Genomic DNA, 17,452 nt, shown 5'->3' with positions numbered 1-17,452 from the left:
GAGGAGCGGGCCCGCCGGATGCGAAACGGTGGGTCCGCCCCTACGCATGCCCTGCGCATTGACGGATGGTGTCAGGTTCGCGAACTTGCGGCTTGACTCTTGTGAACTTATTGGTTGGCCCGTGTAGATGGGGGTATGTTCTTCGACGCCCCCGATCGACGGGATTCGGACGGGGGCACCAAATTCTTCTCATGCGGGCTCTCCGCCGGGATCTCCCGTTCTTGTGAACGATTCGCGAGCCTTCCACGCGCATTCGAGCAGCCGGCCGCTCACGTGGTAGCACTTGCACGTGTTTCGGCTCCTTCATCCCGCCGTTGTGTCCCCCGGGAAGCCTGGAAGGCCGCTGTGCGGGGCTGTGGGGGCGCTAAGAGCGCTTGCGGCGTCGGCGGGGTCTAGCAGGCGCAGGCGATGCCGGACACCGGCGCCGTGAGCGCGTCCGGCGGGCGGCGGGTGACGCCGCCGGCGGTCTCGACCGGCAGGCCCTCCCTGGCCCAGTACTCGAAGCCGCCGATCATCTCCTTGACCCGGTAGCCGAGCTTGGCGAACTCCAGGGCGGCGCGGGTGGCGCCGTTGCAACCGGGACCCCAGCAGTACACGACGACGGTGGCGTCCCCGGGCACCGTCGTGGCGGCCCTCGCCGCGATCTCCCTGGTCGGCAGGTGTACCGCGCCCTGGATGTGGCCCTGGTCCCAGCTCTCCCTGCTGCGCGAGTCCACGACGAACAGGCCGGGGAAGTCGGCGGCCACGTCGGAGACGTCGGTCTCGAAGGTCAGGCGGGCGGCGAAGTGGGCGACGGCGGCGGATTGGGGCATCTCTGCGGCTCCTTCTCTGCGCGGGCTGGATGCGAGGATCCTCGCAAATGCCCAGGTACGAGTGACAGTGGCAGGAAGGCCGCCTAGCGCTAATATCCCGCCATAGTCCGAAGTCTGAAACTCGCAGGCTTTTGTCGGAGACGCCCTGTATGGTCACGAGTCATGAGTGCAAACGCTACTGACGATCGCCCCACATTGATGGTCTGGGGCGCACTGGGGATCGTCTACGTGGTGTGGGGCTCGACGTACCTCGGCATCAAGATCGCCATCGAGACGATGCCGCCGATGTTGCACGGCTCGCTCCGCTTCGTGACCGCCGCCCTGCTGCTCGCCGGCTTCCTGGTGATCAGGAAGGGCCTGGCGCCGTTCCGGATGTCGCTGCGCCAGTTCGGCGGCGCGGCGCTGGTCGGGCTGTTGCTGCTGACCGGCGGCAACGGCATGGTCGCCGTCGCCGAGCAGCACATCTCCAGCGGCCTGGCCGCGCTGCTCGTGGCGTCGGTGCCGCTGTGGCTGGTGGTCTTCAGGTTCGCGGTCAGGGACCGGCCCGCGCTGCTCACGCTGGCCGGGGTGCTGGTCGGGTTCTGCGGGGTGGCGGCCCTGTCGCTGGGCGGCGGCGCGTCCGGCGGTACGACCGGCATCGTGGTGATCCTGGTGGCGTCGTTGTCGTGGTCGATCGGCTCGTTCCTGTCGGCGCGGATCCCGATGCCGTCCAGCGTGTGGGCGGCCAGCGCGATCGAGATGCTGGCGGGCGGCATGGGGCTGGCGGTGGTCGGCACCTCGTTCGGGGAGCGGCTCGACCTGGCGGCCGTGTCGGGGCGTTCTTGGCTGGCGCTGGCGTATCTGGTGCTGGTGGGGTCGCTGGTCGGGTTCACCGCCTACACGTGGCTGCTGGGCAACGCGCGGATCTCGCTGGTTTCGACGTACGCCTACGTCAACCCGGTCGTGGCCGTGCTGCTGGGTGTGCTGGTGGTGAACGAGCACATCACGGCGCAGATCCTGCTCGGCGGTCTGGTGATCCTGATCGGCGTCGCCCTGGTGGTGTCCACGGAGCGGCGCGCGAAACCCGTGGCGCCCGTCGCCGCCGAGATCACCGCCCCGACTGAGGCCGCCGCTCCAGCCGAGGCCGCGGCCCCCGTCCCCGCCGAGGACAGCGCCTCGCGCTGAACCCGGGGTGGCCGGAGTCCGTACCTTCCCGTGGGACGAGGGCGGGAGGTCTGTCGCATGTGGCACCGGGTCGGGTTCGTGATCGTCACCTTGCTGCCGTCTGTGGTCATGACGGTGATGCTCACGGTGCTGGCGATCGTGCCGGCGGGGCTGATGACGGCGCGGCCCGCCGGTGCGCACGGCGGGCTGGAGAGCCCGCTCAGCCGGGCCGCCGCCTGTGGCGCCGAAGGTCCGCGCAAGGCTGTTCGTTCCGTGGCCTGCCGTGCCGCGGTCCGGGCGAGTGCCGGTGCGCTGCCGGCCAGGTGGGACGATCTGCGGGTTTCCTACGTGGCCGGACGTGATCGTACGGTGATCAGGGACGGCGCGTTGTGCAGCGGTGGTCTGGCCGCCTTCAAGGGCCTCGATCTCGCCCGTGCCGACTGGCCCGCGACCACGCTGCGGGCTAAGGCTCGTTTCGCCTTCAAGTACCGCGGGACCATTCCGCATCGGGGCACCTTCCGGCTGTACGTCACGCGGAAGGGGTACGATCCGTCCTCGCCGCTGAGGTGGTCGGATCTGGAGCGCCGGCCGTTTCTCAAGGTCACCGATCCGAAGCTGACCGACGGTTCGTACACCTTCGAGGGGCGGCTCCCCAATCGGACCGGCCGCCATCTCATCTACACGATCTGGCAGAACTCCGACACTCCGGACACCTACTACTCCTGCTCGGACGTGGTCTTCACACGTGCCGCCGCCTCCGCGTCGTCCGGGTCGTCCTCGTCGTCCGGGCAGCCCGCGCCGCCCGCCCGGCCCGCGTCGGTGACGCGACAGAGTTCCGTGACCGGTGATCGGAGCTGGCTGGTCGGCGGCGCGGTCGTGCTCGCGGGAGTCCTCGGCGTCGCCGGGCTCGCCGCCCTGCGCCTCACCACCCGCGCCAGTCGCGGACGCCACCGATAGGTCGGGACGCCCGCCTCAGAGGTCTTTATCACCCAGCCGCACGCCCGCCTCAAAGGTCTTTATCACCCAGTCGCACGCTGCCGTCGGCGAGTGCGGCGGTCGCGGCCCGCAGTGTGTCGAGTTCCTGATGCGCGATGGCGCCGAACTCCCGCTCGTTGGCCGGATCGGCCCAGCGCACGAAGGCGTTGCGGAAGGCGAGGAGGCCGAACTCGGCGGCGATGGTGGCGGTGGGGTCGGGCACGCCGCGGGCGCGCAGCGCGTCCGTGATGGCCCCGGTGAGGGCGGCGAGCTTCAGCAACTCGCGTTCACGCAGGTCGTCGTGGCCGTCGATGACATCCTGGCGCGCCCGTGCCAGCTCGTGCCGTTCTGGACCGAAGATCGTAGCCGCGGCGTCCAGCACCGCACCGATGGCCTCGATCGGCGTCGCCGAGTCCGGAGCACCGATGACCGCGTCGGCGAAGGTGGTGTTGAGCGCCCCCTGGCCGTGGAACAGCACCTCCCGCTTGTCGGCGAAGTGCCGGAAGAACGTGCTCTTCGCGAGCCCGGCCCGCTCGGCGATCTCCGCCGCGGTGGTGCTCTCGTAACCGCGCTGGAGGAACAGTTCGAGCGCCGCGCGTTCCAGGCGCTCGCGCGCGTTCGGTTCCCATCGACCCATACCCGGCAGTTTACGTGATGAGACTCGGTCCCATCACGTGCTACGGTGATGAGACCAAGTCCCATCATCAAGAGCCAGGAGGCTCTGACATGCGTGTTTTCGTCACGGGAGCAAGCGGCCACATCGGCTCGGCCGTCGTACCCGAACTTCTGTCCGCCGGCCACGAGGTCGTCGGCCTGGCGCGCTCCGAGGCGTCGGCCACCACCCTGAAGACTCTCGGCGCCCACCCCAGGCTCGGCGACCTGGACGATCTGGACGGCCTGCGCGAGGCCGCGTCCGCCGCCGACGGGGTCATCCACCTCGGGTTCAAGCACGAGGCCATGCTCGCCGGGGACTACACCGGCGCCATCGAGGCCGACCTGGCGGCGCTGCGGGCGTTCGGCGAGGCGCTCGACGGGACAGGAAAGCCCTTCGTCGGCACCACGGGCACCGGGCTGTCCTCAATCGCGCCGGGGCACCTCGGCACCGAGGACGACGCGGTGCCCCCGGGCCCCGGATTCCAGGCCAGGGCCGAGTCCGAGCAGGCGGCCATCGACCTCGCCGAGCGCGGCATCAGGTCCTCGGTCATCCGGCTCCCCGTGACCGTGCACAGCGCGCTGGACCACAACGGCTTCCTCACGATCGTCGTCGCCACCGCCAGGGCCGCCGGCGTGTCCGGTTACCTGGGCGAGGGCGCCAACCGCTGGCCCGCCGTGCACACCCTGGACGCCGCCCGGATGTACCGCCTGGCCCTGGAGCAGGCGCCCGCCGGGACGCGGCTGCACGCCGTGGGCGACGAGGGCGTGCCGTTCCGGCTGATCGCGGAAACCGTCGGCCGCCGGCTCGGCGTCCCCGCCGCCGCCATCCCGTCCGACAAGGCCGCGGAGCACTTCGGCTTCCTCGCGCCCGTCGTCGGCATCGACAACCCGACCTCCAGCGCGCGCACCCAGGAGCTCCTGGGCTGGCGGCCGGCCCATCCCGGTCTCATCGACGACCTCGGCCTCGACCACTACTTCGCCCGGGGCTGACAGCTCCTCAGCGGGGGAACTCCTTGGCCGCGGCCAGGAACGCGTCGTTCGCCTCGGGTGAGCCGATCGACACGCGTACACCCTCCATGCCGTACGGCCGCACCGCCACACCCTCCACGGCGCAGGCGGCGGCGAAGTCGGGGGTGCGCTCGCCGAGGCGGAGCCAGACGAAGTTCGCCTCGGTGGGCGGCACCGTCCAGCCCTGCGCGAGCAGCGCCTCGCGGACACGCGTGCGCTCCTTGACCACCCGCTCCACCCGCTCCGTCAGCTCGTCCTCGGCCTCCAGCGAGGCGATGGCCGCGATCTGGGCGAGGTGGTTGACGGCGAACGGGATCGTCGTCTTACGCACGGCGGTGGCCACCGGCTCGGGCGCGATCAGGTAGCCGACGCGCAGGCCCGCCAGCCCGTACGCCTTGGAGAAGGTGCGCAGGACGGCGACGTTCGGGCGGTGGCGGTAGATGGTCAGGCCGTCGGGGACGTTCTCGTCGCGGATGTACTCGCGGTAGGCCTCGTCCAGCACCACCAGCACGTCCTCGGGCACCCGGTCGAGGAACGCCTCCAGCTCGGCCCTGCGGATGGCGGTGCCCGTGGGGTTGTTCGGGTTGCACACGAACACCATGCGGGTCCTGTCGGTGATCGCCTCGGCCATGGCGTCCAGGTCGTGGTCCTCACCCGCCAGCGGCACCATCACGGACTTCACCCCGGCCAGGTCCGCGAGCAGCGGGTACGCCTCGAACGACCGCCACGCGTACACCACCTCAACCCCCGGCTCCCCGACCGTCTCGAAGAGCTGCTGCGCCACCGTCACGGACCCGGCGCCGAGCGCGATGTGCTCGGCCGGCACGCCGAAGCGCCGCGCGATCGCGTCGGTCAGCTCGGTCGAGGCGGGGTCGGGGTAGCGGTTGACCTGCCGCGCGCCCTCGGCGATGGCCTCGACCACGGACGGGAGCGGGTCGTAGGGGGATTCGTTGGAGGACAGCTTGTACGAGCGCCCTTCGGGCCCGGCGACCGCCTTGCCCGGTTTGTAGGCGGCCATGGTGTCCAGGATCTGGCGGAAACGAGGCATGGCATCACTTTAGATGAGACTTCAGCCGGTCCTTGTGGGCTCCCGGTCCGGATGTGTATCAGTCTTGCCTGCGTTTGCCGAGGGCCGTCTCGATCAGCTTGGCGGCCTGGTCAGCGGTGCCGTACCCCTTCTTCCTGTTCTGCACGGTGACCGTCACCGAGACGTTCGCCACCACGAACGCGACCTTGGTGCTGTAGAGCTTGGCCCCCTGCCAGGCGAAGCCCGACTCGCCGGTGTGGCTGAACGCTTGTTCGCCGACGGCCGGTCCGTTGCGGGTCTTGGTGCCCGGATTGCGCTTCGGCTCGTCCCGCATGAACTTCAAGGTCTGCTTGTGCACCATGGACGTGAGCGACTCGCTCGGCCCCCGGATCGCCATGATGGACAGCGACTCCAAGGCGTCGCCGCTCCAGCGGCAGCTCGACTCCGCCACCCACTGGCGCTTCATCGACCGGCCGAACAACGAGCGGACCTGCGCGTTGGTCAGCAGGTCGCAGGCGTCGAACTCGCCGACCAGGGGTGTCTGCGTCTTCGTCGGCTTCGGTGTGGTGTTGATGACAGGGGATGGGGTGAAGGTGCTGCGGGGTGCCAGCACGTAGCCGATGAGGCGGATGAAGTTGGGGAAGAGCTGCGGCACGATCACGATGCCCGCCGTCGCCGTCAGGACCAGGGCCAGGGCGGCGCCGATGATGATGTTCACGCGGCGTCGGCGCGGCCGCCGGCTGCCCTGCGTGGCCGGCTCCCGGCCGTCACCCGGCAGCCCCATGCGACCACCCTGAGGCCCGGTCGGACGATCACTCTGGAGCCCGGTCGGGCGATCGTTCTGGGGCCCGGGCGGGCGATCGGGTCCGGTCGCCCGATCACCCTGAACCCCAGGCGCGTGATGGCCCTGGGTCCCGGGTGCGTGATGGCCCTGGATTCCGGTCATGCGACCGTCCGGAGCCCCGGCGGCATGGCCCCTGCCCTGGCCGCCCTGGCCGCCCTGGCCGCCCTGGGCCACGGCCGTCAGCTGGGCGGTCGCCTCCGCCGGGGAGCAGCGGCGTACCGGATCCTTGTCCAGGATGGCGGCCAGGACCGGCCCGAGCGGTCCCGCCAGCCGGAAGGGCGCGGGCTCCTGCATCAGCACGGCCGCCAGGACGGCGGCCTCGTTGTGGCGGGCGAACGGCGGGGAGCCCTCCACCGCCGTGAAGAGCGTCGCGCCCAGCGACCACAGGTCGGCGGGCGGACCGTCGGTCTCACCGCGCAGCCGCTCGGGCGCGATGTAGCCGGGCGAGCCGCTCAGCAGCCCGGTCTGGGTCAGCGCGACGTCGCCGGCGATGGTCGCGATGCCGAAGTCGGCCAGCAGAACCCGGCCGTCGTCGGTGAGCATGACGTTCGCGGGCTTGACGTCGCGGTGCAGGATGCCCGACGCGTGCGCGGCCGACAACGCCTCGATCATCCGCAGGCCGATCTCGGCGACCCGGCGCGGGGGCAGCGGGCCGTCCTGGCGTACGACCCGGTCGAGGGAACGGCCGCGTACGAGCTCCATGACGATCCACGGCCGCCCGTCGTCGAGCACCACGTCGTGCACGGTCACGATGGACGGCTGCCCGCGCAGCGCCGCCGCGGCCCGCGCCTCGCGCAGCGTACGGTCGGCCAGCTCGGCGCGCTCCGCCTCGCCGAGGTCCGGCGGGAACCGTACCTCCTTGACCGCGACCTCCTGCCGGAGCAGCTCGTCGGCCGCCCGCCAGACCGTGCCCATCCCGCCCTTGCCCAGCTCAGAGAGCAGACGGTAGCGGCCCGCGAGTAGGGTCACCGTACGACCGCCGACCGCGCCGGCTCCCCGATCGACCCGATCAACCGTCGTCTCCTTGTCCCCGGGGGCACGGGCAAATCAGATACTAGGCCGCACGGACCACCAGCGTCACTGATTCCTCACCAAAAGTGACCTAGCTGGGTCCCACCCACTCCTGGCACGCTCCGGTCACGAACGCCTTGTCCGTGGCGAGGATGGTGACGGTATGCGGGCCGCGGCCCCCACCCGACGCGATCACCTCCTCGGACGCCCCGGACAGCCCGCTCAGCCTGGCCCACATACAGGCGCCATGGGAGTCGGTTAATGAGAGGGAGACTTGGGTGGTGTACGTGCCCGGCTCGATGTCCACACCCACCACCAGCATGCGCGGCAGGTCGGGATCGACGCCCTGCGTCCAGGCACTGGTCTTGAAGACGTTGGGGGCGGAGGCGCTGGGGGCGGAGGCGCTGGGTGAGGTGACCACCGCGATGGGCTGGGCCTCTTCGACCGTCCCGCTGTCGAGCAGGGCGAGCACGGCGACAAGACCAGCCACCACAACCAGAACCGCGAACGTCAGGACCGCTAACGGACCACCCTTCATGTGATCAGAGTCCCACTCACCGGCGGCTCGAGGAAGCCCCCGCACACGTCAAGCACCGGAACCGACCAGCATCGCCCCTCTCAATCTCGCGACGCAGCGCACGGCGGTTGCCGCGACCATGCTGGCAACCAGCCCGATCAGCACCCCCAGGAGGGCGATGCCCCACAGAGCGGCCTGCCGGCTTTCCTGATCTCCCAAGCCCGCGTCGAACGTGAGGTAGACGGTGAAGAGCAGCAGCGGGCCTGCCGTACCCGACAGGACGCCGGTCCCCCATCGGCCGGACCGCGCCGTGACCAGCACCGCGACGATGCCGCTGACCAGAACCGGGCCGGCCAGTCCCGCGGTGAGCCCACCGGCCTCCGTGAAGATGGCTTCCACCACGTACGCACCGGTGTCGGAGCTGACCGTCTCGCTGAGGAAGGGATCGAAGGGCGGAGGTCTGTCCCACCACAACGGCCTGGTGAACTCCAGAAGGGAGACCCACAAGGCGTAGGACAGCAGGCCGATTCCGACCTGCCGGTGCTTCTGCGCCACGATCGCCGCCACGAGTCCGACCACGCCGCCCGTGACCGTCGCCCAGGCCACCCCGGCAGGGCTGTGGTTGATCGCCTCCTCCGGCGCCGTGACCGCCAGGCCGTACAGCAGCGGCACCGCGCTCAGGCAGGCGCCCAACCAGGCCGCGACCGGCAACCACAACGAGGATTCCTGCGCGCGGCGGGACAGGCGGGAGGCGATCGCGGATGCGATCAGGGTGGCCACCGCCGGATACCACGTGGCGCGGGTGACCACGTGATCCCAGTCAATGTATTCGTCGAACGGTCCCGTTCTGGCCGTCCAGTTGTTGATGCCGAGACGATGCGCGACGATGATCTGCACAGCCGCGACAGCCGCGGCGATAATGGCGGCCGACGCCGCGTACCGCCCCCTCATGAGCCCGCGTTCCGACAGCCTGAATGGTCTGGTCCTGGTGCGATCACCCTGAAAGCCGCCATGTATGCCATTGTGCGCAGCCAAGATCTGATTCCCGTAAGCGCCCGGCCTACAGGCCTTCGCCGTACGACTCGGCTCGACCCAGTAGCTCCACCCGACTGTGAGCAGGGGCGCGTAACGTGCCCCTGCTTCCGCGGTTACCACACGACCTGGATAGTCACCGAGGAAGCAAGGTGAAGGCGGACAAGGAGAAGTCGCAGATGTCGATCGTCATCACTTCGTCGATCGCATCCGCTCCGCCACCGCTGAGGCAGTCGCGGAAGGTTACTGCCTCAACCGGGCCGGCGACGACTACGGTCGCGCTTCGCGACCGCAGCCTTTCTCAAGGATTTCTTCCACTCGTTCCGAGGCGTCGCTTCGGCCGGCTTGAAAGGCACCGAACAGTCTGGGCAGACCATCGGGGCCGAGCTCGGGCTCCTCGGTGCGTGAGTGGACGAGCTGGAGGAGACGCGCACGCTCTTCAGATCCGCTGATCGCCCGACACGTTCACCCGGCCTCGGTGCGAAGGCCAACGCTCGGCCCCTCAGCGGAGGCCGGGGGCGATCGATCGAGGGAACCTTGGCTTCTCGCTGACCCCGCTGCTTGAGGGTGGGGGCGCCCAGTTCGCGCTACGGGATGTCCGGGCGCATGGCTTTGAGGAAGGCGTTGACGAGGGCGTCGGCGTACTGCGGGGTGAGGGGGCCGGAGCGCATCAGCCAGCGCTGGTAGAGGGGGGCGTACAGGAGTTCCAGGGCCAGGTCGAGGTCGGCGTCGGCGGCGAGTTGGCCGGCTCGTTGTGCGCTGCGCAGGCGGACCTTCTTGGCCTCGTCCACGGGGCCGGCCAGCTTCTCGTGGTACTGGGTGGCCAGGGCCGGGTCGTTGATGATCTCCAGGTTGAGCGCTCGGATCGGTGCCTCGAAGGCCGGGTCGGCGAACTCGGCCACCGTCGCCCGCATCACCAGTTTCAGGTCGGCCTCCAGGTCGCCGGTGTCGGGGAGCGCCATGCTCTGGTCCGGCCCTTCCTCGCTGAGCGCCAGGAAGGCGTCCAGGACCACCGCGCCCTTGGAGGGCCACCAGCGGTAGATGGTCTGCTTGCCCACGCCGGCGCGGGCGGCGATGGCCTCGATGGTGAGTTTGGCGTACCCCATCTCGGAGACCAGGTCGCGAGCGGCAGTGAGGATGGCCTGCCGAGAGCGCTGGCTGCGGCGGGCGGGATCGGGCTGCTTGGCCATGCGTTGGATGGTAGCACGCCATGAGACGAGACGTTGCGTCTTGACACAGGTATGAGGCGAGACGTAACGTCTTGTCTCGCAGCAAGGAACACCGAACAAGAGGAGGTGGAGCCCCAATGACCCGAGTGTGGTTCATCACGGGTGCGTCGCGAGGACTGGGCCGGGCGTTCGCCGAAGCGGCGCTGGACGCAGGCGACCAGGTGATCGCGTCCGCTCGCAACGTCGAGCCGCTCGCCGACCTCGCCCAGCGATACCCCGAGGACCTGGTACGGCTTCCGCTCGACGTCACCGACCGGGCGGCCGTGTTCGAGGGCGTGCAGCGGGCGGTCGCGGCCTTCGGCAGGCTCGACATCGTCGTCAACAACGCCGGCGTCATGCTCCTGGGCATGCTGGAGGAGGCGACGGAGGAGCAGATCAGGGCCCACTTCGACGTCAACCTGTTCGGCGCGGTCTGGGTCACCCAGGCGGTGCTGCCACACCTGCGCGCTCAGGGCGGCGGCCGCATCCTGCAGGTCACGACCATGGGCACCGGTGGCGGCTTTCCGATGGTCGGCCTGTACGCGGCCGGCAAGTCGGCACTGGACTCGGTGTCGGAGGCTGCGGCCATGGAGGCGGAGCAGTTCGGCGTCAAGACCACCATCGTCCAGATGGGCGGCTACGACACCGGCCTGTTCACCACGGGCACCACGACGACCACGCCCGACCCGCACTACCAGGAACTGCGCGACAAGCTGGTCGAGATGTGGGGCGATGACGCCGGCCCCGCGCCTGCCACCGCCGCTCCCGTGATCATGGAGCTGGTGGACCTGCCGGATCCGCCCCGGCGTCTCATCGTGGGCGCCGCTTCGTACGACATGGTTCAGCAGGACCTGCAGGACCGGGTGGAGAAGTACCGCGCCTGGGAACACCTCAGCCGCAAGGCGCCCGGATGATCCTCACGCGGGACGAACGACGTGGCGGCCAGGCACCGCCCTCAACGGGGATGACGCCGGCATCAAGGTGGTACGCGGTGACGTGAGTGCCGGCGAGGTGTGGCCGCCGGGCCTAGGACGCTTTGCGACGAAGCGGGAGAAGTGATGCGATGAGTTTCGCCGTGGTCGCCGGTCTGTATCTCCGACACGCGACCACCCTCACGCGAGGAGAGCATCATGACCGCCACCTACACCTTCGACGTCTTTTCCAGCCTCGACGGGTTCGGCACCGCCGGCGGCAACTGGACCGGCTACTGGGGCAAGCAAGGCCCCGAACTCCTCGGCCACCGCCTCGCCCTGTACAACGAGAAGCAGCGGATGGTCTTCGGAGCCAACACCTATCGGGCGTTCGCGCGAATGCTGGCCGCCAGCACCGAGGAGTCCGAGGTCCGTGACCCCTGGGTCACCCGGATGAGGAACCTGCCCGCCACGGTGGTGTCGACCACACTGCAAGGACCCCTCGACTGGCCGGACGCGGACCTCGCGAGCGGCGACGCCGTCGACGTTGTCGCCCGGCTGAAGGAGGAGTCCGAGGTGCCGTTGCGCTCGCACGGCAGCCTGTCGATGAACCGCGCGCTGATGACCGCCGGCCTGGTCGACCGCGTCCAGGTGACGCTCTTCCCGGTGATCACCGGTCAGTCCGGGCAGGAACCGGTCTTCCATGGCGCGGCCGACTTCGACCTCGAACTCATCGAGCGCCGGACGCTCGACGGCCACATCCAAGAGCTCATCTACCGGCCCACCCTGCACCTCTGAGCTCAGCGTTTACGGCTCTTCAACATTAGTGTTGCATTAGTGATGCACTCGGTGGACAGCCTGGACGCATGAAGACTTCCCCTTTCAGCGCGCTGGCTCGTGACCGCAACGAGGTCTTCCCCGAGCTCGACGTCGCCGACGTGCTGCTTGAACGTCGAGACGCCGAAAACGTCTGGCTGGTACGCGACGAGCGCTACCAAGCAGCCCGTGCCGCCCTCCTCACGCTGGCCCGATCCATGACCATCGTGGCTCGCTCCAACCAAGTCTTGGCGGAAGAGGCCCTGGCCGAGGACCTCCCGTGGTTGACCTGGCTTCCGGAGCACGAGCGACTGCAGTGTGTCCGCGAGCTCCTCGCTCACCTGCTCGCCGGAGCGGACACTGGGGAACTCCTGCCCTATGCCCGGGCCCGCCGGTCATGGACGTCCACCGCTCTGGCCTGGAGCGACCCTGAGATCGCCCGCGACCTCGTCAATCCGTTCGACGGCAGCGGCGGGCAGTCCATCGACGGCGCCGAGTGAGCGGCCGGGGCGAAGAGATCCGCCGACCTACCGGATGGATCGTACGAGACCACCAGCGCCAAAGCTTGGAAAGGCCTGGCGCAAACAACGCTCGCAAATGCCAGGCGACTGCGATCGATGCCGGATAGACCTCACGGGCGATCCACGCCGGGTCGACGACCGGCAACACCCACTGTCCGGTTCGATGATTCCCACCTCGGTGGTGCCGTCCGGCAATTCGTCGTGCGCCACCGTGGTAAGCCGGGGCTTTTCGTCATGTTCGGGTGGCGTGTTCACGCACTGAGTTCCGGTAGGTCTCGCTTCGCCGGCGATCCGCACATCTCACGGTAGATCTCGCTCAACTCGGCTGCCTCTCGGATCTGGCGCTGCTCAACGCCCACGATGACCTCCTTGGCGCGCCAATAGTTCGACGGCACCAGAAGACCGCTCATCACAGCTTGGAGTGCGACGTGCCCAGCTTCGCCCGGCTCATCTGTGGCAAGCAGGGCCAGCGCCAGGTCGAGCCGCGCGGAGGCTGCCCGGCGTGGGCGTGGCCCACCGTCCTCGGTCGACTCCATCCGAGCCAGTACCTGCCTCGCATACGGCACTGCCGCCGGGTCGCCGAGCCATGCGAGCGTCGTCGCGGTGTATGCCTCGCTCTTGGCCGGGTCGTACTTGAAGTGGTGCTCTGGCCTGTCCGGCATCGGCATGGGCGAGACCATGTGCTGTATCCGGGTGAGCGCCGCCCTGGTCTCAACGCCCTTTCCCATGCGCGCCCATGCCCGGCCCTCCTGCCCGGTCGCCTGGATGTACGCCGAACTACCGCGCGGTGCCGCGTCCTGCGCGGCCTGCGAGAGCACCATCGCGTGTTGGTACTCGCCCTCGGTCAATGCCTGCCACGCCTCGGTCTCCAGGCACCAGCCCCTGATCTCGGCGTGCGTGGCATGCTCGGCAAGCTGAGCTGCGGTGCGCAGCCTTGCCCCCGCCGCCGGGTACTGCTTCAGGTCGATGTGGCAGGTCGCGCCGAGCAGTGACAGCCATCCGCCGGCGACGAGCAGCCGCCGATGCTCGACCATGGTCTTCCTGCCGTCGAGGAGGCGGGCGACGTATTGCAGATGTCGTCGCACACGGCCGAGGAGTTGGGCGGGTGGCATACGAGGGTACGCTGCCGCGAGATCGTCCACGGCGATCTCCAGCCGCTCCAGGGTCTGCCTGCCGACGTCGCTCGCGGCGGCCCGGCGGGCGAGTTCCATCGCGTCGATCTCGTCGCCGAGGTCCGCCTCCTCGTCGCCGTCGTTGCCGTCATTGAAGAGGGCGTGCTCGCTCAAGCCGTACACGCGGCAGTACAACTCGGCGTACTCGTCATCAGGCCTGTGCTTGCCGCTCTCGTGGTCGCGGATCCGGCGCACCATGCTCTCGGGCTCGGGCATGGCTCTGTCTGCCTTGGCAGTCAGTTGGCGAGCGAGATCCCGCTGAGACCATCCTCGCCTGGTCCGCGCAGCCCGCAGCCGACCGGCCCAAGCAGGAACTCTGCTCACGGCCTGCACCTCCATGGGGGTGGGCGGACACGGGCGGCTATCCGGGTGCGCCTCCAGTGTCCTCTTCGCAGTCGTATCACGGGCGGTTGTGATGGGTCCTGTGCAATGGATGGTCCCCGTCAGCGTTGCCGCCTGGGCTGGGGCCACTCACCTGACGCGGCGTCGCTGGTTACCTGCCGCGTTCTGGCCGGACTTCGGGCATCCGGAGCCTTTGACCGCCGGCACTTGCCCGGCACTGCACGGGCGGCTCATCCTGATTCCATGATTGTCTTACGCTGCAAGACGCTCGCTGCACGGCGGACAGCCGTGGTCGTGACGAGCGCGCTGCTCATCGCCGGATCGGCCGCAGTTCAGCCCATCACCTCCGCGAACGCCGCGATCAGCCCGACCACGTATGCGGCAACAACCGTCGCGCCCGGACTGCTGAGCTCCGCGTCTGTGCCAAGTGTGGTGGGCTGGCCGGTCGGAAGTGCAATTTCCGCCGTCCAGGCAGCCGGCTTCGTCGCCCAGACCACGCCGGGAAGCATCGACTGCGGCCCGCCTTATGTGCAGCGGCAGTCCCCCGAGGGTGGCACCACGGCACTGCCTGGATCGACTGTCCGCCTCACCATCAATCGGCAGCCCACCTCTGGCCCCTGCCCCTGAACCACAACCGCAGGGCCTGCCGGGGAAGGAATAGAACTCCACGACGAACTGCTCGTTGACGGCTACGACGATCTGCTCGCGTTCAGGCCGGCTTGTTAGGGTAAAGCGCAGGGCGTTCGGCTCGATGAGCAGATTGTCCGAGACCCATGACCGCCGCGTTGACGATGTGCTCGGCCTGTTGGCGACTGCCGACGGTCACGTGCGCTTCGGCACGGCGGGTCATAAATGCGAGCGTACGTTCTTGGAACGATCATCTATCGCGTCCAACTCACGGTGGCGTTGAGGACACGGCCGCAACGCTTAGTGCGGAGACGCCGTCGCCGTGATGGCGGAGTCACAGGTCTTTCCCGGTTGTGGGGCCCTATCCCTCCATGGGCCCACAGAACCCGCTGCCCAGGAGCCCCATCTCTGGACGGTAAGCGGCCGTGAGATGGCGAGCCACCGCTTTGTGCCCGTCTCGCGGCCGCCCCAACCCGTTCCCGCTTGTGGCGTGGTGACAACGACGGTGCGGCACCGCGCTGTCAGCGTTTCCAGAGCCGTTCCGTTACCGTCACACCCCGTCGAGGCTGAAGGGGTGGCCGTGGCGGTAGGCGGTGGCTCACGTTGTGGCGGCACCCGTGGAGCGAAGTGACGGGCTGGGTGGAAGCGAAATGACGAGTGGTCTTACAGCGAAGTGACGAGACATCCGGCAGCGAAATGACGAGTTGATCTACAGCGATCTGTAGAGTAGCGGCCAATGGAGTGTCAGGACGTCGACGGAGTGCCATGGATGATCTCGTACCGCGTCTGTCGGAGCTTCGCCTCGCAGAGTTGATGAAAGCCTTCCGGGTCGTCATCGTCAACGGTCCGCGTCAGGCGGGCAAAACCACTCTGATGGAGATCTACCGCGATCGCCACGGCGGCGAGTTCCTGTCCCTGGATGATCCGGTACAACTGACGGCCGCACTCTCCGACCCGCGGAGCCTTATCGAAGATGCAGGCCGACCGCTGCTCATCGACGAGGTGCAACGCGCCGGAGACCCACTTGTCCTGAGCATCAAGTGGGCAAGCGATCGCGATCGAAGGCGTGGGCAGTTCATCTTGTCCGGGTCGGCACAGTTTCTGACCGTCCCCAAGCTCTCGGAATCCCTCGCGGGCCGGGCGGCGTTCCTGGATCTGTGGCCGTTCTCGATGGCAGAGCGAACATCTGGCCCATCCGACTTCTGCGATCTCCTGCTCACTGATCCCGCGGCGTTGAGACGAGCAGGATCATCCCCCTGGAAACGTAGTGATTACCTCGATCTCATCTGCGGTGGCAGTTACCCCGAGGTGATCAGCATGTCGGTACGCGAGCAGCGTGAATGGTTCGACTCCTACTTGCGGACGGTCATATCTCGCGACATCCGCGAGTTCGCGCACATCCAGCACGGGGAATCGATACCACGTCTGCTCAACCTTCTCGCGGCACGTGCGGGCAGCACTGCCGAGATCGCCGACCTGGCGCGAAGCACCGAGCTGACCAGAGACACGATCCGCAACTACCTCGCCTACCTCAACGGTGTTTTCCTCACCGCCAACGTGCCCGCTTGGTCGACCAACCTCTCATCCAGAGCGGCCAAGGCCGCCAAGCCCTTCCTCACGGACTCCGGTCTGGCCGCCTTCGTGCTTCAAGTCGACAGGGAAGCGCTGCGAGCGCCGGGCAATAGCGCGCTCGGCGGCCTGCTTGAGACCTTCGCCTTCGGCGAGCTGACGAAACTTCGCTCTACGACGTCCGAGCCGTTCAAGGTCTACTACTTTCGCGACCGCAACGGCCGGGAGGTGGACTTCATTCTCGAACGCTACGACGGCCGGGTGGCCGGGATCGAGATCAAAGCCACGGCTTCTCCTACCGCCAAGGACGCCACACATCTGCGCTGGTTGCGCGACTCCATGGGTGAACGCTTTGTCGCTGGTGTGGTGCTTCATCTAGGAGAACACGGCGTATCTCTCGGCGACCGAATCCAGATGCTTCCCCTCTCGGCGCTTTGGGGGCACGAACTTCCATGATCTCTGGGCGGGAATATCAGGAGGCCATGCAACACAAGGGCGTCATGTTCTTGCTTGTCGTCAGTCGACGCCGGACCCGGTGCCTATCTGTACGACCTACGAAAGACGTCTGATCGGAGCGAATGCCCTTGAGGGCAGGTGGGCGAGAGGGCGGGGGTGAGTTGCGCCTCATACTCTGCGGCGGCCTCGTCCAGCCGACCCAAATATCTCGCCGATGTCTCAGGGCGGGTCTTCGTTGTGCAGGTGGAGCCGTATCCGCCGGCCGTCCGTATCGTCCGCATGTACGAAAATGGCTCTCAGTCTTTCTGGTGCCAGGCCGTTCCGTTGGCGTCACACCCCGTTGAGGCTGAAGGGGTGGCCGTGGCGGTAGGCGTCGATTCCGGTGCGGACGTAGGTCACGAGGTCGCCGGGCAGGCTGTCGAGAGGGAACCAGTCGATCTTGTCGCATTTGCCGGGTTCGGCGTTGACGAGCTCTCCTGCCCAGCGGGTGGTGGTGAAGAAGACGCCGATACGGATCTGGCCATCGGGGTCGGCGTGGTGACACAGGTGAGCGAAGGTCAGGTCGGCGCGGTCGATGATGATGCCGAGCTCTTCGCGGGCCTCGCGGGCCGCGCCTTCGGGCAGAGTCTCCCCGGCGTCCAGGCAGCCGCCGGGCACTGACCAGGAGCCGTCCGCGAAGCCGGTGTTCGCGCGCCGCAGCAGCAGCACGTTGCCGTCGCGGATGAGGATCAGGTGCACCCCGACGTGAGGGCGGAAGGTCTCGGCTGGTGCGGTCATGGCCGTGCTCCCCGCAGTGGCGATGCGCTC

General features: G+C 68.4%; 18 protein-coding genes. 8 read left to right on the top strand and 10 right to left on the bottom strand.

Annotated elements, in window-relative coordinates:
- Nucleotides 1-392: 392 nt before the first annotated feature.
- Complete coding sequence (locus AB0I81_RS10520) at nt 393-812, bottom strand: rhodanese-like domain-containing protein (protein WP_360653315.1); 420 nt, start codon at nt 810-812, stop codon at nt 393-395.
- Between the two features lie 162 nt (nt 813-974).
- On the opposite strand from AB0I81_RS10520, the gene AB0I81_RS10515 reads away from it, so the two are divergent.
- Together AB0I81_RS10515 and AB0I81_RS10510 are read left to right on the top strand one after the other, a co-directional pair.
- Nucleotides 975-1,976: an EamA family transporter gene (locus AB0I81_RS10515; protein ID WP_360653312.1), complete on the top strand. Its 1,002-nt coding sequence runs from the start codon at nt 975-977 to the stop codon at nt 1,974-1,976.
- A gap of 57 nt (nt 1,977-2,033) precedes the next feature.
- The gene (locus AB0I81_RS10510; protein WP_360653309.1) at nt 2,034-2,912 is read left to right on the top strand and encodes a lytic polysaccharide monooxygenase; all 879 of its coding nucleotides are present in this window, start codon (nt 2,034-2,036) and stop codon (nt 2,910-2,912) included.
- 49 nt (nt 2,913-2,961) lie between these two features.
- Here the strand turns inward: AB0I81_RS10510 and AB0I81_RS10505 are convergent, their stop codons facing one another.
- Nucleotides 2,962-3,567 (bottom strand): helix-turn-helix domain-containing protein, encoded by a 606-nt coding sequence (locus tag AB0I81_RS10505; protein ID WP_360653306.1) that lies wholly within the window; start codon nt 3,565-3,567, stop codon nt 2,962-2,964.
- Between the two features lie 89 nt (nt 3,568-3,656).
- Here AB0I81_RS10505 and AB0I81_RS10500 point away from each other — a divergent pair, with 89 nt between their 5' ends.
- On the top strand, nt 3,657-4,574 hold the full coding sequence (locus tag AB0I81_RS10500; RefSeq protein WP_360653303.1) for an SDR family oxidoreductase: 918 nt from the start codon (nt 3,657-3,659) through the stop codon (nt 4,572-4,574).
- Between the two features lie 7 nt (nt 4,575-4,581).
- On the opposite strand, the gene hisC is transcribed toward AB0I81_RS10500, so the two are convergent.
- From hisC to AB0I81_RS10475, 5 genes are all read right to left on the bottom strand, one after another.
- Nucleotides 4,582-5,640 carry a histidinol-phosphate transaminase gene (hisC, locus tag AB0I81_RS10495; RefSeq protein ID WP_360653300.1) on the bottom strand — a complete coding sequence of 353 codons (1,059 nt, stop codon included), beginning with the start codon at nt 5,638-5,640 and terminating at the stop codon, nt 4,582-4,584.
- A 58-nt stretch (nt 5,641-5,698) separates the two neighbouring features.
- The gene (locus AB0I81_RS10490; protein WP_360653298.1) at nt 5,699-7,432 is read right to left on the bottom strand and encodes a serine/threonine-protein kinase; all 1,734 of its coding nucleotides are present in this window, start codon (nt 7,430-7,432) and stop codon (nt 5,699-5,701) included.
- Nucleotides 7,433-7,565: 133 nt separating this feature from the next.
- Nucleotides 7,566-8,012 carry a hypothetical protein gene (locus tag AB0I81_RS10485; RefSeq protein ID WP_360653295.1) on the bottom strand — a complete coding sequence of 149 codons (447 nt, stop codon included), beginning with the start codon at nt 8,010-8,012 and terminating at the stop codon, nt 7,566-7,568.
- A gap of 48 nt (nt 8,013-8,060) precedes the next feature.
- Nucleotides 8,061-8,888: a hypothetical protein gene (locus AB0I81_RS10480; RefSeq protein WP_360653292.1), complete on the bottom strand. Its 828-nt coding sequence runs from the start codon at nt 8,886-8,888 to the stop codon at nt 8,061-8,063.
- Nucleotides 8,889-9,610: 722 nt separating this feature from the next.
- A complete protein-coding gene (locus tag AB0I81_RS10475; protein ID WP_360653289.1) occupies nt 9,611-10,213 on the bottom strand; it encodes a TetR/AcrR family transcriptional regulator in 603 nt (200 codons plus the stop codon).
- Nucleotides 10,214-10,329: 116 nt separating this feature from the next.
- On the opposite strand from AB0I81_RS10475, the gene AB0I81_RS10470 reads away from it, so the two are divergent.
- The 3 genes from AB0I81_RS10470 to AB0I81_RS10460 all read left to right on the top strand — a co-directional run bounded on the left by AB0I81_RS10470 (nt 10,330) and on the right by AB0I81_RS10460 (nt 12,458).
- Nucleotides 10,330-11,145 carry an SDR family NAD(P)-dependent oxidoreductase gene (locus tag AB0I81_RS10470; protein WP_360653286.1) on the top strand — a complete coding sequence of 272 codons (816 nt, stop codon included), beginning with the start codon at nt 10,330-10,332 and terminating at the stop codon, nt 11,143-11,145.
- A gap of 216 nt (nt 11,146-11,361) precedes the next feature.
- Nucleotides 11,362-11,940 (top strand): dihydrofolate reductase family protein, encoded by a 579-nt coding sequence (locus AB0I81_RS10465; RefSeq protein WP_360653283.1) that lies wholly within the window; start codon nt 11,362-11,364, stop codon nt 11,938-11,940.
- 68 nt (nt 11,941-12,008) lie between these two features.
- A complete protein-coding gene (locus AB0I81_RS10460; protein WP_360653280.1) occupies nt 12,009-12,458 on the top strand; it encodes a hypothetical protein in 450 nt (149 codons plus the stop codon).
- A gap of 272 nt (nt 12,459-12,730) precedes the next feature.
- Here AB0I81_RS10460 and AB0I81_RS10455 read toward each other — a convergent pair whose 3' ends face one another.
- The gene (locus tag AB0I81_RS10455) at nt 12,731-13,867 is read right to left on the bottom strand and encodes a hypothetical protein (protein WP_360653277.1); all 1,137 of its coding nucleotides are present in this window, start codon (nt 13,865-13,867) and stop codon (nt 12,731-12,733) included.
- Nucleotides 13,868-14,325: 458 nt separating this feature from the next.
- The gene (locus tag AB0I81_RS10450; RefSeq protein WP_360653939.1) at nt 14,326-14,490 is read right to left on the bottom strand and encodes a hypothetical protein; all 165 of its coding nucleotides are present in this window, start codon (nt 14,488-14,490) and stop codon (nt 14,326-14,328) included.
- Here AB0I81_RS10450 and AB0I81_RS10445 point away from each other — a divergent pair.
- Nucleotides 14,414-14,620: a PASTA domain-containing protein gene (locus AB0I81_RS10445; RefSeq protein WP_360653906.1), complete on the top strand. Its 207-nt coding sequence runs from the start codon at nt 14,414-14,416 to the stop codon at nt 14,618-14,620. The two genes, AB0I81_RS10450 and AB0I81_RS10445, sit on opposite strands and share 77 nt — an antisense overlap.
- Before the next feature lie 765 nt (nt 14,621-15,385).
- On the top strand, nt 15,386-16,645 hold the full coding sequence (locus AB0I81_RS10440; protein ID WP_360653274.1) for an ATP-binding protein: 1,260 nt from the start codon (nt 15,386-15,388) through the stop codon (nt 16,643-16,645).
- Between the two features lie 330 nt (nt 16,646-16,975).
- Here AB0I81_RS10440 and AB0I81_RS10435 read toward each other — a convergent pair whose 3' ends face one another.
- Entirely contained in the window at nt 16,976-17,422 is a 447-nt protein-coding gene (locus AB0I81_RS10435; protein ID WP_360653271.1) for an NUDIX domain-containing protein, read from the bottom strand.
- Between the last annotated feature and the right edge of the window lie 30 nt (nt 17,423-17,452).

Origin of the sequence: Nonomuraea sp. NPDC050404 (assembly GCF_040655495.1) — a bacterium.
Lineage (GTDB): Bacteria > Actinomycetota > Actinomycetes > Streptosporangiales > Streptosporangiaceae > Nonomuraea.
The sequence above is the reverse complement of the archived record's forward strand: the minus strand, read 5'-3'. Positions and strand labels throughout refer to the sequence as shown.